We start from the raw sequence: 14,656 nt of genomic DNA, 5'->3' as shown, positions 1-14,656 counted from the left end.
GGTGACGTTACGTCAAGCGGGCCCATCCGTAGGATCCCTGCGCACCGAAAAGCCCGCCATCACCGCGCGCCCCTCGGCCTCGGGATCCCATGCGATGCCGGCGCCGACTTCGAGCGTCCCCGGCGGCAACGAGAGCGCCGCAGCCACGATCGGGCCTAGATCCAGCGCCTCGACGAGCGGGCCGACCTCGCCCGCGAGCGGCGCCGAGAGCACCCGCGCATCCGCCACGCGCGAGAGCCTCGCCCGCGCATCGCCGCCGAGCGCGACCTTGAGCGAGGCGAGATCACGCGCCACCTCGTCGACCGGCGCGCTCGCGAGCCAGGCCCAAACGACGAGGCCGGGCATGTCCGCGATCGCCGCGGCCGCGCTTCGCTCGGAGGGGAGCGAAGGCCTCCCTGTGCCCGCGCTCGGGCTCGCCACGGCCGCCACGAAGAGGCCCGGCGGCGCGAGGCAAAACGAGGAAAGGCGGGCGAGGTTGCGTTGCGCGGTGGTCTTCGCCTCGGCCAGGCGCGCGAGCTCGTCCGGCGCGCCGTGGAGGAGCTCCACCTCCTGCGCCACGGAGAGGTGCGGCAAGCCCTGCGACGCGGCCGCGATGGCTTTTTCGGAGGCGCGCGCGTCGGACTTGGAGAACGTCCGATCGTCCCGCAACACCTCGGCGACGCGGCCCGCGAGGCCGAGCGCGGCGAGCTGCGACGCGGGGCCGAAGAAGGTCGAATGCGCGCGCGGCTCGGGCGCGGAGGCGTCCGCGCGTGCTTCGGTCCGCGCGCGATCCCAGCTCGTCAGCGCGGCGCCGAGAGGATTGCCGACCTCGCCGAAGAGCGTCGCGGCCGCTTCGAGGTCTTCACGCGCGTTCGTGTCGCCGAGGTCCATCCGGGCGCGGCCGATCGCGCGCGTGGCGTAGGCGATCCACAGGCGGAGCGGCGGGCGCGCGGCGGCGGCGATCTCGCGGGCGCGGGTCGCGAGCGCGAGGGCGTCGTCGGGGCGGCCGCGCGCGCTCGCCACGTCGGCGAGGAAGTTCAACGCGCGGGCCTGGCCGAAGACGTCGCCCACACGCGAGCAGAGCCACTCCTGCCGCTGCAGGAAATGCCGCGCTCGTTCGAGGTTGCCGAGCGCGAGCGCGGCCGAGCCGAGCTGCCCGAAGGAGATCGCCTCCCCGATGACGTCGCCGTGCTGGTGGTGCAGCTCGGCCGCGTGCTCGAGCAGCTCGCGCGCCGCGCCGTGCGCGCCCATGACCACGTAGAGCGTGCCGAGCGAGTTCAGGATCTTCGCGCGTTCGTCGAGGAACGGCTGCGATCGTTCGAGCGCCCAGAGCAGGCTCCGCTGCGTCGCGGCCGCGTCGCCGAGCAGCCGCTCCGCCGTGCCGCGGTAGTGCGTCGCGACCACCTCGACGAGCGCGTCGCCGTCGGCCTCCCGCGTGAGCGCTTCGAGCGTCGTGATCGACTCGCGATACACGGGGCGCGGGCCACGCCGCACGGCCGCGAGGATCGCCTCGCACCGCGCGATCTTGCTGGCGCGTATCTCGCCGAGATCAGCGAACGCCGCGGCCGCCGCGGACAGGCTTTCGCGCGCCACGTCGAGGGCGCCTTCGCGTTGACCGAGCGCGCCCTTCGCGAAGAGACGCGCGGCGGCGCGCAGCGGGTCGAGGTCTTGGGCTTCGAGGCGCGCCATCTCGGCGTGCGCCTCCTCCGCGGGCGCGCTCTTCAGGAGCCGCGCGATCGAAGAGACCTCGTTCAAAGGGTCCAAGGGACGGATCATGATGAGAGCGCGCCTCCGTGATCGATCTGCGCGGGGGGCATCGAGACACGCGGAAGGCCCGCTTCGCGTTCGAGCCGCCGGGCCGCGAGCGCGTGCAGCGCGGCCTTGATGTCCTGGATCGAGAGATCGGAACGGTCGCGCCGGAGCCGCGCGACGTGCGCCGCCACGTGGGGCGCGGCGAACGAGGTGCCCGTCCACCGCCGCTCGCCGCCGCCGAGCGCGGGCGCGAGCACGTCGTTGCCCGGCGCGAGGATCTCCCAGTCGACCGTGATCTCGGTTCGCAAGAACTCCGGATCGTCGGACGACGCGCGCCCCACGCCGATCAGGGATTTGAAGCGGCCCGGGTAGGTCCGGAACGCCGACGCGTTCGGCCCCGAGGCGACGAGCACGACGCCGGCCGTGTATGCGATGTCCGCGATCTCGTAGAGCTCGACGATCGACTTGTAGTCGGTGGGTCGCAAGGGAGCGCCCTTCGGCACGTCGATGCCGAGGCTCAAGTTCACCACGTCGAAGCCCTCGCGCACGCAGAAGCGCACCGCCGCAAGCAGCCCGTCGCGCGAGCATCGGCCCTCGGGCGAGAGCACGCAGACGCTCGTGATCTCGGCGAACGGCGCGAGCCTGTGGATGATGCCCGCGCACGCCGTCCCGTGGCCCGAGCGATCGACGGGATCGTCGGGACCAACGGCGTATCCTTCGCCCTTCCGCTCGACGCGGAGCGAGCGGAGCTCGGCATGCACGAGCCACGGGTGCGACGTGTCCACGCCCGAGTCCACGAGGGCGACGCGCACCCGCCGCGACGCTCGCGCCGCTTCTGGGTTCGTCTCCGTCATGGCGTCCCGTCGTAGGAAGCCACGCCGCCCATCGAGGCCGCGTAGGCGTCGATGCGCGCGAGCACCTCGGCGCAGAGCATGGCCTCGGCCGGCCCGCGATCGCAGAGCTTGCCCACGGCGAGCGCGAGCTGCAGGCGCTCCTTGTACGTCGGTCCGAGCCGGAGCGCGTGGATGTACTGCGCGAGCGACTCGCGCAGCGACGTGGGCGCGTCCGCGCCGAGCAGGTCCGGAAGGGCCCGCGCGAAGAGCGAGAAGATCATCTGCTCGGTGCGGAACGACTCCACCGTCAGTGCGAGCACCTCGGCGAGGCGCTCGGCCATCTCCAGGTGGTGATCGCCGAGCGGCGCATCCTCCGCGAGCAGAGCCGCGCCTCCGATCGTGGACTCGCCGATGCGGATCGGGACGAAGATGCCGGCCGTGGGCTTCGTCGCGAGCGCGGGGCGCAGCGCGGCGATCATCGGGTCGTCCGGGCCGAGCTCCGCCGCGTGCGCGCCGCCGCCGCCGAGCAGGTAGGCGAAAGGCGTCCCGCTCGGCAGAAACTCCAGCGTGGTGCGGCGATACCCTTGCGTGTCGGCCACGACAGGGACGCTGAGCCGTCCGAGCGTCTCCACTTCGAGTGCGACGAGCGCCTCGGCGCAGGGGAGGGCGAGGCACGCGAAACGCAGGTGCTCGCCGAGCCCGCGCATGCGCACCTCCGATTGACCCACGAGGGCGGCGGACTCCAGCGTGGCGAGCAGATCTCGCAGCCGGCTCGAGAAGCCGAGCAACGAGGCTCGGGCGACGTCGGCGGCGGGCGCGGGAAGCGTCATGGCCCGCATCCTACAAAAACTTGGCCTCGATCGGAGGCTTTGGGTAACCGACGCCCATGATCCTGCCCAGCCGGCTCTCGGCGACGACGCTCGGGGATCTGCTCGGGAGGCTGTATCGCCAGCGGACGACGGGCACGCTCGAGCTCACCGATCTCTGGGCGCCTCCGGGCGCGGCGACGTCGAGGCACAAGATCCACCTGGCCTCGGGCCTCGTCGCCGGCGTGGAGACGAGCTTGCCCGCGCCGCCGCTCGGAGAGCTGCTCCGGCGCGAAGGATTCCTGGCCGACCCTGCATTTCGTGCGCTCCTGCGCCGCCTCGGCGACGGTGATCCGCGGCCGAGCGGAGAGATCCTCGTCGCGGAGCGCCTCGCGGATCCGGCGACGGTCGAGGCCGCGCTGCGCGTGCAGCTCCGCATGAAGCTCGACGCGTTGTTCGGGCTCCAGGACGCGGCCGTCGCGTTTCACACCGCGAGGCCCACGAAGGTCTCCGCGCGCCGCATTCATCCGCTCGAACCGCCCGATTTTCTGGTTGGCCGGCCCCGCTTTCGTGATCTCGTGCCCGCGTCCGAGGTCCGCTACCGCCGCGCGCCGGCACGCGCGCAAAGGTTTTACCCGGGCGCACCGAAGGCCGACGGCGAGCGACGCGCCGAGCCGCCGCGCGCGTCGTCGTCGCGGTTCGGACATCCGATCCCCGAGGCCAAGCGACGCGCGCTGGAGAAGCTCGGCCTCTCCGAGACGGCCGGCGCGGACGACGTGAGGCGCGCGTTCCGCAAGCTCGCGATCGAGCTCCATCCCGATCGCCACGCCACCGCCCCCGCGGCGACGCGGGATCGCAACGCCGCGCGTTTCGCCGAGGTCAGCGCGGCGTATCACGTGCTCGTGGCTTGAGGGTCAAAGCGGCGCTTCGGCGCCCGTGTCGGTCCGCGTCGACGGATCCGTTTGCCCGCCCCACGCGATCACCGAGCTCTTCGTGTACACGAGCGTCGCCCCGTACCGCGCCGAGAGGCTCGACTGCGCCGCGATCGGGTACCACGTGCCGCCGCTCCGGCTCGGCACGTATTGCCCCCCGTCGCCCTCGATGTTGTTCGCCGTGCACGGGTTTTCCCGACAACCTCCCCACACGACGAGGTGATTGCCGGCCCACACGCTCGCGTGATCGGCGCGAATGCCCGGGGCGCCCTCGATCGTGGTCGGGCTCCATTCGTTCGACTCCACGTCGAGCTGACCGCCCGTGTTCAAGTTGACCCCGCCGTTCCAGCCGCCCCACACGATGAACGACGGGCCCGTCGCGACCAAGGTCATGCGCTCGCGCCGCTCCGGTGCGCCGCCCGCGCCCGTCGGCTGGATCCACACGCCTTGCGGCGTACCCGTGGGATCGAACGTCAGGCCGTCGTTGAACCAATCGAAGCCGTCCGCCCCGCCCCAGACCAGCATCAGCTTCCCGTTCCACGCGGCCCCGTGGTAGCGGCGCGGAGGCGGGCTTCCCGCGCCGTTCGTGCTCGTCCACGTGTCCGTCTCCGGATCGTACATGCCGCCCGAGCCGAGCACGTTCGCCCCGCTCGCGCCGCCCCACACGATCATCTTCGAACCGGCCCACACCGCGGTATGCGCGAAGCGCGGCGGCGGTTGTCCCATCGTGCTCATCGGCGCCCACGTGTCCGTCTCCGGATCGTAGATCCCGCCCGCTGCTTCGAGATCCGTCGCGCCGAAGCCGCCCCACACGAGCATCTTCGAGCCGGTCCACAACGCCGTGTGCGAGAAGCGCGCCGCGGGCGCGCCCGTCGTGCTCATGCTCTTCCACGTGCGCGTGGCCGGATCGTAGATGCCGCCCGTGTTCGTCGCGGCCGGGTTTCCTCCGACATCACCGCCCCACACGAGCATCTTCGAGCCGGTCCACACCGCCGTGTGCGCGTACCGCGGCGAAGGCGCGCCGTCCGTGGGCAGCGCGCTCCAGACGATTTCCTTCGGCGGCCCGCCTTGGCTCGGCGGCGGCTCGTTCGAGTCCGGAGCAATGCAGGCGAGGCAAGCGAGAGGCAGAAGCGCGAGGAAAAAGGTACGCGAGAGCATGGCCCGAGCGTATCCCAACGCGGCGCGCTCCGGGGGCGTGGGAAAGGCGCTTTCTTGGCCGCATCGGGGAGGCTCGGTAGGCTCCGCGCGAGGAGGCCACTGATGGAGATGTTGCTAGCCAACGAGCGGCGCGCCCCGCGCCATGCCGTGACCGTCGAGTGTCAGGTCGTGCGCGAAGACGACTTCACCCTGCTCGGCGCTCGGGGCGTCGACCTGTCCACGTGCGGGATGCTCCTCGTCTCGGACGTGCCCGCCGCCGTGGGCGATGACGTCCTGATCACGCTCCGTATCCCCGGGCGCGAGCAGTGGATCGACGCGCGCGGCAAGGTCGCGCGGATCGCAGGCGAGCTCGAGGGCAGCCACGGCGTCGGCATTTCGTTCGAGCTCCAACCGGGCGGGGCGCGAGGCGTCCTCGAAGAGGCGCTCTGCGCGTATCCCACGGTCGCGTCGTCGCGCGAGCCGCGCGTCGATTACGCCGCGACGGTCGACATGATCAGCTTGCTCTAGCCCCGCTGCCGCGCCGCGACATCCCGAGCGCGATCGAGACGGCGCGCTCGAGCGTGCTGCACGGCCGGAGCACCGAGACCTCCTCGGCGTGCGCGACGAGCTGCCGCGCCACGAGGGGGCCGACGCCCGTGAGCAACGTCTCGGCGCCGAGCAGCCGCACCGCACGCGCGGCTCGCACGAGGCCCTCGGCCACGTCCGCGTCGACCACCGGCACGCCCGTGATGTCGAGGATCACCACGCGAGCCCCGTGCGCCGTGGTCCCGGAGAGCAGCGAGTCGAGCAGCCGCTCGGCGCGTGCCGAATCCACCCGCCCGACGAGCGGCATCACCAGCACGCCGGGCGCCACGGGCAGGATCGGCGTCTCCAGCTCCTCGATGAGCTTCCGCTGCGTCTCGATGAGCTTCTCGCGCAGGAGCAGCCGCTCCTCCTCCGCGAGCCGCTCCTCGGTCCGATCTCGCATGATCGTGCCGAACGACGTGGCCGTCCCGTCCTCGTTCGTCATGACGAACAGCACGCCATGCGTGGCGAGCTGCGACCGATCGCCGCGCACGAGCGCGAGATCTCCGCGGTAATGACCCTCGGCCCGGAGCGCCGCTTCGATGGTCCGGGCCTCCTCCGTCGCGAGCAGGCGCGACACGTTCGTCCCGACGAGCGGACCTCGACCGAGCATGTCCTCGAACGCCGCGTTCGCGTACGTGATCTTGCCGTCGAGGCCGACGATGGAGATCCCGTCGGGCGCGCGGTCGGCGAGCGCCTTCCAGCGCCTGAGCTCGTTCACCTGCGCGCTCACCTCGCTCGCCAGCCGATCACGCTCGACCTCGGCCCGCACGCGCTTCGTGACGTCCCGGATCGCGACCACGACCTCGCCCGTGCTCGCCCGCGAGAAGCTCGCATCGAAATGCATGGTCCCGTCGGGCGTCTCGACGGCATACCCGTCCATCCGCGGCTCGCCGTCCTCGGCCACGTCGCGGATGATGTCGGTTTGCCTTCGCGACCAGTCGGTGCCGAACACGTCGACGAGCCGCCGCCCGAGGAACTGCGCCGGCGGCACGAGCAGCGGCACGTCGCGCGCGGGTTTGCAGTCGAGGAAGCGCCCGTCGCGGGCCATCACGAAGAGCAGATCGGGCACCGCGTCGAGCAGGGCGCGGTTTCGGGCCTCGACCGCGCGCACCGACGTCACCGTGGTGCTGAGCTCCTCCTCCGCGTCCTTCAGCGCGCCGTAGGACGCGACGATCTCGCCCTCTTCGTTCCGCACGACGCCCGTGTACAGGCGCGCCCACATCCAGGTCCCGTCCTTGCGGCGGTAGCGCTTCTCGAACTCCACGAACGATCGCGTGCCGCGCGCGAGCGCGGCGAAGAGCGTCCGCTCGACCGGCAGATCGTCGGGGTGTGAAATTTCGTCGGTCGAGTGGCCACGCAGATCGTCGAGCGTGTAGCCGAGCAGCGTGACGAAGGCCTCGTTCATGTCCACGAAGCGCCCGAGGCCGTCGGTCAGGACCATGGCGGTGGGGACGCCGTGGAACAGCTCGCGGTAACCCGCGCCGAGATGCTTCTCCCGGTCCCTCTCCGCGCGGGCCTCTGCGAGCTCTGCGCGGAGCGCGTTCACCTCGGCGCGCAGCCCCTCCACCTCGTCCCGATGCTCCATCGCCCGCTTCGTGTCCTTGATGAGCCAGCGCGTATTGCGCCTGTTTGGGTCGCATCCTCGCACGATGCACGCGCGTCCGTCGACGGCATTGAAGGCGCTGTGGGCGCGCGTTCTGCTACACCGATGGTGGAAAGGAGGACGGGTGAGCGAAGAGGTCGTCTTCGGTACGCATCGCCTCGTGTTCGAGGATCCGGATCTCGTGTTCGTCGATCTGCGAGGCGACATCGGCGACGAGCTCGGCCCGATGATCCGTGTTGCCGTGGAGTGGACGCTCTCGAAGCCCTACGTCCTCGTGCTCGTGCCGCTGGGGCGCGTCGGCCATATGTCGGGCGCGGGGTGGAAGCTCGTGCGCGCGCCCGATCCGCGCATGCCGCCGCGCGCCGTCGCCACGTACGGCGGCGGCTTCGCGACGCGCGTCGCGCTCGACATGGCCATGCGAGCGACCGCGCTCCTCGGCAACCACAAGCGGCTGCTCTTCCACGGCAAGGACGAGGGAGAGGCGCGGACGTGGCTCGTTTCCGCGCGCGAAAAACTCGCCCGGATCACGACCAAGGAGCGCAGGTCTTCGTTCTAGCGCGTCACCGCGACGAACGATCGAGCGCGTCGGGCGGGAAGCCGAGCAAGCGTTCGAAGAGCCGCGGATAACTCGGCGCGCGCTCCTTCAACGACCGCGCGAGGAGCGGCCCGTCCTCGGCCTCGACCGCGCGCTCCACCGCGGGAATCCGATAACCGCTGCCCGTTGCGATCGCGCGGAGCGCTTCGAGCGCCTCGGCGCGCTCCTCCGCGCGGCGATCCGTCGCGAGGATCCGCAGCGCGAGCTCTGCCGTGAGGGGCACGTCTCCGAGCGACGTCGCCGCCGGCAGCGCCGTCCGGCAGAGCTCGGCGGCGAGCGGATCTCCGAGCGTCGCGAGCAGCCGCGACACGCGCGCTGCGATCGTCAAGTCGAAGAGCGTCGCGGGCCCGGCTGAGAGGCGCGATTCGACCCACCGCACGCACTCCTCGGCGACCGCGTGCGCCCGCACCGGGTCGCCGAACGCGGCGAGCGCCTCGGCGTGGCGGATCTCGAAGATCGGCCGCCGGATCGGGTGCGCCTCCGCGGCCCAGAGTGCGGCCACGAGCAGCGCCTCCTCGCCGCGACCGAGCCTGCAGAGCGAGACCAGATACGCCTCGCGCCGCATCGCTTCGAGCACCGGATCGTTCGGTGACGGCGCCTGGCCCCGCGCGATCTCCAGCGCGGCCTCGTGACGCCCCGATCCGAGCAACGTCCGTTGCGTCTCGATCGCCACCATCGACGTGAGCGCCGCCTCGGCGCCGCCTTCGCCCGGCCCGATGCGGGCCCAGGTCGCGGCCGAGATCGAGAGCGCCCCGAACGCGAGCCCCTGACCACGCAGGAGCCCCGAGAGGCGCTCGAGCACGCAGAGCGCCTCGTCGGTCCGACCGAGCCGCGCGTCGAGCCGCGACAGCTCCACGAGCGGGCCGAAGCCGAGGAGCAGGATGGTTTCGTCCCCCGACGTCTCCGCGTGCTCGGCCACGCTGTCGAGCCCCGCGTGGCAGACGAGCCGCGCCTCGTTCGGGCGGCCCAGATAACTCGCGATGAGCGCCGCGTCCTGGTGGGCGCGGGCGAACGCCGCGGCGCGCTCCATCGGGTCCTCGGGCGCCTCGTCGAGCCTTTGCAGCGCCTCGGCCGACCAGCTCGCGAGCTCGCGCCGCACGTGGCGGTCGTAGGGCGCGAGCGGCTCGTCCGTGAGAAACCGCCCGTCCACGCGCCGCCGCGACGCGGGTCCGATCGAAGGCTGCTGCAATGCATTTCGTCGCACGGGCACCTCTTCAAGCAAGGACACGGAATCCCTCCTCGCCCCAGGCCGTCGCGAGCTCCAGAAGCTCGCTGTCCTCGAGCTCGGCGAGCGCGGCGAGCTCCTCGTCGCTCAGCGCGTCGTTATCCTCTTCCAGCGTCATCGCGGCGACCTCCTCGATATCGCGATCGTCGAGATCGCCCATTTCGGTGTCGCACTGCGCGAGCAGATCGTCGATGTCGCTCGGCGTGAGCCCGAGGCCCTCGTTTTCGGCCTCGTCCTCGCCCGTGCCGAATCCCGTCTCGAAGATCCCGGTCGCGCGCCCCGAGATGCGGAAGATCGGCGTCCGCTCGGGCTTGTCGCCCTGCGCGCCCGTCAGCGCATTCTGTAGAGACGGCCCGCCTGGCTCGCACACGATCACGGCCACGCGCCGCACGCCGGGGCGCGCGCGGAGCGCCTGGATCGCCGCGGTGACCGCCTCGTCGCCGGCCTCGTCGTCTTCTTCGAAGCAATACATCTCGGGGCCCGTGCCGCGCGTATAGAGCGCCGCGTAGATCCAGGCTGCCGTGCGCACCGAGGAGCGATGCGAGCAGAGGAGCACGGCCGTTCCCTCGTCGATCCGCACGTAAGTATCCAGGAAGACGTCGATTCCTTGCATGGCCAGGTCCGAGGAATGGTTCGAGTCGTTCGTCGTTCGCTCGAAATGGGGGCGCGCCCACGTTTGGGCGCACTCCGCACAAAAGACGGCCATTGCCGCGCTTCTCGCGCGATCGGCCTCCCCGAGCGCCGGCTCATGTCCCGCGAGCCGTGAACCCATGCATACGCAATCTCCGGGTTCGCCGCAATGGAATCGATCCCGCGATCGGACATTCTCCGTCCGCGAACCGAATTCCTGGAAAAAAGCCGGAAGCCCTTGTTTCAAAGGCGATCCGGCGCGTTCCCGATTGTCGAGGGGATTGTCCGGCGATGGGACTGACAATGTCCATGCGCCCCACGGCGCAGTGCGTCGTCGTATTCACGCGAATCGGACATTGTTGGTCCGATCCGAGGCCAGGACGCGCGCCCTGCCGCCCGCGCCCGCGCCTCCGGATGGACGCCGCGCCTCGATCGTGGGAATTGCCCGGGCCCCCTCGTTCGTCCATCGGTCCCCCCATGCGCTGGGCACTCCTCCCGACCGTCGTTTTTCCGCTCCTCGGCCTCGCCTGCGACCGAGGCCCGCTCCCCGCGCCCGCGCTCGCCAGCACGGCGGCGCCCACCATCTCCGCCCCCGCGCCGGCCGCCCCGAACGTCGAGGACGAGGCAAACGCCTGCCGCCGCCGCGTCGCGGAGGTCCTCGCCTCGCCCGCATCCCCCGGCGCGCCCGCGTTCGACGCCGCCCGGATCGAGATCCTCGGCCGCGCCCGCGGCGAACCGGTCGTCTTCGTCCGCGAGCCCGCGCCTACGCCCGAGGAGGGCCTCGATACGCGCCTCGTCCCCTCGGCCCGCCTGTTCGCCAAGGAGCGCCCGGGCGGCCGCGTCGGCGGGCTGCGGAAGCGGCACCGCGGCGATCCCCGCGCCCTCCGTGCCCTCGTGCTCCACGAGGGATACGCCTATGCGTCGAGCCCAGAGGACGCTCTCGCGCTCATCACACAAATCACGCTGCCGGATCTCTTCGACGAACCCCGCATCCACCTCCTGCGCGGCCACGAGATCCGCGCCCTCGATCGTGTCGAGGTCCGCCGCGAAATCCGCTATCAAGACGCCTCGGGCAAACCCGCGGATTTGCTCTTCGGCGATCGGGTCGCCGTGACGGAGGCCGAGCTCGAACGCCCGCTCCACCGCGACCTCGCCGCGCTCGCCGATGAAATCGGCTTCGAGCGCGCGCGCCTGCGGCACACGACCGAGTCCGCGATCGTCGCCGATCTCCGCTTCGGCGAGACCTGGGCCGCGGCGCTCCTCCGCGCGGACGGCGCGCGCCTCTCGCTCGAATGCCTCGCCGAGGATCGACCCACCCGCGACGCCGTCCGCGCCTTCCAGGACAAGACCGCGCAAAAACGCCGCGCGATGCAGGCGATCCGCGACGCCGTGAGCCGCGCCGTCGACGAGGCGCTCCCGTTCGACCGCCCCGACGCCGAGCCCGACCATTTCCGCGACGGGACCCTCCGGCCGCAATGGATGACGGCCTATCTCCAGGGCCGCGACAGTTTTTCCTTCGAGGACAAACGTTACGCGGTCTTCGATTCCTCCGGCCGCCCGCGTCCGCCCGAGGTCTGCGTCGATTTTGTCCTCGATACCTACGAGCGCGCCGCCGGCACCTGGTACCGCGCCCGCGGCGACAAACCCGGCCGCGCCGTGGGCCGGCTCGATTTCGACGAGTCCGGCATCAAGAACCGCCGCGGCGTCATCTCGTTCGGCGAGTTCGCCGAGGCGAAGCCCGAGCTCTTCGAAGTGCGACGCTTCCGCGGCGAGGAGCGTATCCCCTTCGGCGAGCGCTCGCGGTTCTTCGCGGAGCTACGCGATTTCGCGGACGACGTTCGTCCGGGCGACATCATCTCGATCCAGGGCGAAAAGCGCGACAAGCACATCCACCAGCATGCGATCTTCGTCGAGCGCGCCGACCCCGTGACAGGTTTTCCGTTTGGTCTCGCCGATCAAATGAAGCGCCCGCGCCGCCGCACCTGGGAGGGCATCATGGCCGAAGCGCCGAAGCGCAGCCTGTTTTACCGCGCCCGGCCGCGCGACGAGGTCTTCGCGAAGATCGACCCTGGCGCGCCGTGAAACGAGGCCCTCAGGGCTGCGCGATGTCCCATTTCGGCCGGCGCGCGCTCGCGGCGAGGGCGTCCGCGTCCGCCACGATCGCGCGCTCCTTGCGCTCGCGCCCGTCGAGGAAATACACGAAATCGAGCTGGTGATCCTCGCGGGACCGCTCGGCCGCGAACAGGCGCACGATCTCCGTCGGCGGCACCGCGCGGCGGCCGGCGACGCTGATGAACGGGATCCGGAGGCCCGGCGCGCCCTCGCCCTTCGGTTCGTACGCCTTGATCACGAGCTCCGAGCAGACGAGCTCGTCGTCGGTGCCGAAATCGAAGTTGAAATCGTAGGGCCGGCCCACGAAGCCGAGCGTGCGATCGATCGCCGCCGCGATCTCCACGAGCGGGAGCCGCGGCCGGAGCGCCCCCACGTAATCGGCGCCGCACGAGTGCTCGAGCGACGCGGCGACGACGCCCTCGCTCACGGCCTCGATCACCGTGTGCGGGTGCCCTGCGGCGTCCTTCTCGCCGAGCTCCTTCCAGCCCCGGGCGCGCTCGCGCGCGAGGTGCTCGCTGAACACGCCGAAACGCGCTCGCGTCTCGGGATCCTCGTCGAACGTCTTCTTGATGTCGTCGGGGCTGCCCACGTAGAGCGCCGCGTGTGGCCAGAACCCGGGCAAACCCACGTTCGAGAGGTACCAGTTGCGCCGCTCGACGATGATGTCGCCGGGCCGGAGCGCGCGCCCGAGCTCCGTGATCTGCGCGTCCGAGATGAGCCGCCGATCCTCGGCCACGACACGCGTATCACCGAACCACTCGGCCACGTTTTTTTGCACCGGGAACCAGCGCTCGAAGGCCTCGCCGCGCAGCACCTCGGCCTTGTTCCGCGCCACGTTCGCCGTCGCCTCGATGCCGAGCCGCGCCTTCGCGCGCGCCGTGCGCGCACGCGTGAGGCCCGCGAGCTTCGCGTCAGCCTCGTCGTCGAGGTGTCGCTCGATCCACGTCGAAAACCACGCCTCGCCCGCCGGCACCATCGCGAGGTCGCGGGATCGCGCGAGGTGCTTGCGCAGCTCGCCGAACGTGCCCGCGGGCAAACCGAGGTCCTCGCGCGCCTCGTCGAAGAGCTTCGGCGAGACGTCACGCCCGCCGACGAGCTCCATCAGCCGATGCCCAGCCTCGACCTCCGCGCAGAGCGCAGCGAACGCGAGCGCGTACGCGCGGGCGTGCAGGCGCGGGTGGGTCTTGTAGTCGATGCTCCAGAAGCCCTGGTAGCGGTGCTTCAGCGCGTCGAGCGCGAGCAGCGGATCGAGCGTGTCGGACCAGACGTCGCGGATCGCGCCGCGATCCTCGGCCCGCAGCTCGTCGATGCGCTCGGCTGCGAGCAGCGTCTTCTTCGCCTCGGCGTTGCGAAGCGCGGCGTCGAGCCGGCCGATCACGCGGTCGAGCTCGGCGAAGTCGTTCGCCTCGGCGCGATCGAGGACCGGAGGCGCGAGCCGCGCGAGCGCGCCCGCCGCGCCGGGCAAATCCGGCGTGAAGGGATACCCGGCCTCCTCGTGGCTCCGTCGCCAGAGCGTGAACGCCACGGCGATCACGACGAGCAGCGCGGCCAGGCGCAGCGCGCGGCGACGGCTCACGAGGCCCGTTCGAGCGCGCGGAGCACGAAGTCCGCGAACGCTCTCGGGTCCTCCGTGTGCGGCGAGTGGCCGATGCCCTCGGGCTCCAGGAAGACCGTGTGCGGCGGCAGGTTCTCCTTGAAAAACTCGAGGCAGCACGACGGGATCACGCGGTCCGACTTGCCCCAGATCACGTGGATCGGCATGGAGAGCGAGGCGAGCTCGCCCGGGGCGAAGAAGTGTCTCGGCTCGAGCCCGTCGAGGATCGAACGCACGGACGGGTTCTTGAAGATGCGCACGAGGTCCGGCGCGACGAGCGGCCCGTACCACGGCACGGCGTGGTTCAATCGCCCGAGGAAGTCGCGGGCGTCGCGCACGTTCTCGAGGACGAACCCGCGCAGGAAGCGCTCGCGCTCCTCGGGATCCTCGACCGGCGCGCCGCCCGGCGAGGTGAGCGCGAGGCCCGCGACGCGGTCGGGCCTGCGTTGCGCGTACCTGAGCGCCATCGCGCCGCCGAGCGAGTTGCCCACGACGAGCGCCTTCGTGTCGAGCTCGTGATCGAGCACGTAGGACAGGGACTCGAAGAGGCGCTCGGGCCCGAGCGTCATCCAGGGCGTGCTCGACAGGCCGTGTCCCGGCGCGTCGACGGCGAGCACGCGACGGCTCTTTTTCCGGAGCCTCGCGAGGGTCGGTGCGAACACTGCGGAAGACGCGGCGATGCCATGCAGGAAAACGACCGGCGGGGCCGCTCCCTCGCCGCGCGCGTCGTACACGTGCACGCGCCCGACGGGCGTTTCGACGAAGCGGCTCTCGACGCCGCGGCGCACGAGCATCGCACGCGTCACGTGGTCGAGGACGGAGAGGAGTACCATGGTCACTTTTTACCACGCAGGGTTCGGGCGCGACGAT

At 71.4% G+C, this 14,656-nt stretch carries 13 protein-coding genes; 4 read left to right on the top strand and 9 right to left on the bottom strand.

Features of this window, described 5'->3' with window-relative positions:
* Nucleotides 1-12: 12 nt before the first annotated feature.
* Genes QHF84_RS16935 through QHF84_RS16925 form a run of 3 tightly spaced genes read right to left on the bottom strand, consistent with a single transcriptional unit; the run spans nt 13 to nt 3,394 of the window.
* Entirely contained in the window at nt 13-1,755 is a 1,743-nt protein-coding gene (locus QHF84_RS16935; protein ID WP_281314340.1) for a tetratricopeptide repeat protein, read from the bottom strand.
* Nucleotides 1,752-2,585: a S8 family serine peptidase gene (locus QHF84_RS16930; RefSeq protein WP_281314339.1), complete on the bottom strand. Its 834-nt coding sequence runs from the start codon at nt 2,583-2,585 to the stop codon at nt 1,752-1,754. The genes QHF84_RS16935 and QHF84_RS16930 overlap by 4 nt, the downstream gene beginning before the upstream one ends.
* Nucleotides 2,582-3,394, bottom strand: coding sequence for a hypothetical protein (locus QHF84_RS16925; RefSeq protein ID WP_281314338.1), 813 nt, complete (start codon nt 3,392-3,394; stop codon nt 2,582-2,584). The genes QHF84_RS16930 and QHF84_RS16925 overlap by 4 nt, the downstream gene beginning before the upstream one ends.
* Nucleotides 3,395-3,450: 56 nt before the next feature.
* Between QHF84_RS16925 and QHF84_RS16920 the strand changes: the two genes are divergently transcribed.
* A complete protein-coding gene (locus QHF84_RS16920; RefSeq protein ID WP_281314337.1) occupies nt 3,451-4,281 on the top strand; it encodes a J domain-containing protein in 831 nt (276 codons plus the stop codon).
* Nucleotides 4,282-4,284: 3 nt separating this feature from the next.
* Here QHF84_RS16920 and QHF84_RS16915 read toward each other — a convergent pair whose 3' ends face one another.
* Nucleotides 4,285-5,460, bottom strand: a complete 1,176-nt coding sequence (locus QHF84_RS16915) for a kelch repeat-containing protein (protein ID WP_281314336.1) — start codon at nt 5,458-5,460, stop codon at nt 4,285-4,287.
* A 102-nt stretch (nt 5,461-5,562) separates the two neighbouring features.
* Here QHF84_RS16915 and QHF84_RS16910 point away from each other — a divergent pair, with 102 nt between their 5' ends.
* Nucleotides 5,563-5,967, top strand: a complete 405-nt coding sequence (locus QHF84_RS16910) for a PilZ domain-containing protein (protein ID WP_281314335.1) — start codon at nt 5,563-5,565, stop codon at nt 5,965-5,967.
* Here the strand turns inward: QHF84_RS16910 and QHF84_RS16905 are convergent.
* The gene (locus QHF84_RS16905; RefSeq protein ID WP_281314334.1) at nt 5,954-7,612 is read right to left on the bottom strand and encodes a PAS domain S-box protein; all 1,659 of its coding nucleotides are present in this window, start codon (nt 7,610-7,612) and stop codon (nt 5,954-5,956) included. The genes QHF84_RS16910 and QHF84_RS16905 overlap by 14 nt on opposite strands.
* 142 nt (nt 7,613-7,754) lie before the next feature.
* Between QHF84_RS16905 and QHF84_RS16900 the strand changes: the two genes are divergently transcribed.
* Complete coding sequence (locus QHF84_RS16900) at nt 7,755-8,186, top strand: hypothetical protein (RefSeq protein WP_281314333.1); 432 nt, start codon at nt 7,755-7,757, stop codon at nt 8,184-8,186.
* Between the two features lie 4 nt (nt 8,187-8,190).
* Here QHF84_RS16900 and QHF84_RS16895 read toward each other — a convergent pair whose 3' ends face one another.
* Both QHF84_RS16895 and QHF84_RS16890 read right to left on the bottom strand, forming a co-directional pair.
* Entirely contained in the window at nt 8,191-9,453 is a 1,263-nt protein-coding gene (locus QHF84_RS16895; protein ID WP_281314332.1) for a hypothetical protein, read from the bottom strand.
* Nucleotides 9,440-10,156, bottom strand: a complete 717-nt coding sequence (locus QHF84_RS16890) for a hypothetical protein (protein WP_281314331.1) — start codon at nt 10,154-10,156, stop codon at nt 9,440-9,442. Before QHF84_RS16890 ends, QHF84_RS16895 begins: the two co-directional genes overlap by 14 nt.
* Before the next feature lie 401 nt (nt 10,157-10,557).
* Between QHF84_RS16890 and QHF84_RS16885 the strand changes: the two genes are divergently transcribed.
* The gene (locus QHF84_RS16885) at nt 10,558-12,162 is read left to right on the top strand and encodes a hypothetical protein (protein ID WP_281314330.1); all 1,605 of its coding nucleotides are present in this window, start codon (nt 10,558-10,560) and stop codon (nt 12,160-12,162) included.
* A 10-nt stretch (nt 12,163-12,172) separates the two neighbouring features.
* Here QHF84_RS16885 and QHF84_RS16880 read toward each other — a convergent pair whose 3' ends face one another.
* Together QHF84_RS16880 and QHF84_RS16875 are read right to left on the bottom strand one after the other, a co-directional pair.
* The gene (locus QHF84_RS16880) at nt 12,173-13,768 is read right to left on the bottom strand and encodes a YiiX/YebB-like N1pC/P60 family cysteine hydrolase (RefSeq protein WP_281314329.1); all 1,596 of its coding nucleotides are present in this window, start codon (nt 13,766-13,768) and stop codon (nt 12,173-12,175) included.
* Nucleotides 13,765-14,619, bottom strand: a complete 855-nt coding sequence (locus QHF84_RS16875; protein ID WP_281314328.1) for an alpha/beta fold hydrolase — start codon at nt 14,617-14,619, stop codon at nt 13,765-13,767. The genes QHF84_RS16880 and QHF84_RS16875 overlap by 4 nt, the downstream gene beginning before the upstream one ends.
* Nucleotides 14,620-14,656 lie beyond the last annotated feature (37 nt).

The organism is Polyangium sp. y55x31 (assembly GCF_029946505.1).
In the GTDB taxonomy this organism is placed as follows: Bacteria; Myxococcota_A; Polyangia; order Polyangiales; family Polyangiaceae; genus Polyangium.
This window is presented reverse-complemented; position numbering and strand designations above follow the sequence as displayed.

What these genes read in the sequence shown, in the direction of transcription:
- QHF84_RS16935 (WP_281314340.1), bottom strand. Translation starts at nt 1,755, where the DNA reads ATGATCCGTCCCTTGGACCCTTTGAACGAGGTCTCTTCGATCGCGCGG.
- QHF84_RS16930 (WP_281314339.1), bottom strand. Translation starts at nt 2,585, where the DNA reads ATGACGGAGACGAACCCAGAAGCGGCGCGAGCGTCGCGGCGGGTGCGC.
- QHF84_RS16925 (WP_281314338.1), bottom strand. Translation starts at nt 3,394, where the DNA reads ATGACGCTTCCCGCGCCCGCCGCCGACGTCGCCCGAGCCTCGTTGCTC.
- QHF84_RS16920 (WP_281314337.1), top strand. Translation starts at nt 3,451, where the DNA reads ATGATCCTGCCCAGCCGGCTCTCGGCGACGACGCTCGGGGATCTGCTC.
- QHF84_RS16915 (WP_281314336.1), bottom strand. Translation starts at nt 5,460, where the DNA reads ATGCTCTCGCGTACCTTTTTCCTCGCGCTTCTGCCTCTCGCTTGCCTC.
- QHF84_RS16910 (WP_281314335.1), top strand. Translation starts at nt 5,563, where the DNA reads ATGGAGATGTTGCTAGCCAACGAGCGGCGCGCCCCGCGCCATGCCGTG.
- QHF84_RS16905 (WP_281314334.1), bottom strand. Translation starts at nt 7,612, where the DNA reads ATGGAGCATCGGGACGAGGTGGAGGGGCTGCGCGCCGAGGTGAACGCG.
- QHF84_RS16890 (WP_281314331.1), bottom strand. Translation starts at nt 10,156, where the DNA reads ATGGCCGTCTTTTGTGCGGAGTGCGCCCAAACGTGGGCGCGCCCCCAT.
- QHF84_RS16885 (WP_281314330.1), top strand. Translation starts at nt 10,558, where the DNA reads ATGCGCTGGGCACTCCTCCCGACCGTCGTTTTTCCGCTCCTCGGCCTC.
- QHF84_RS16875 (WP_281314328.1), bottom strand. Translation starts at nt 14,619, where the DNA reads ATGGTACTCCTCTCCGTCCTCGACCACGTGACGCGTGCGATGCTCGTG.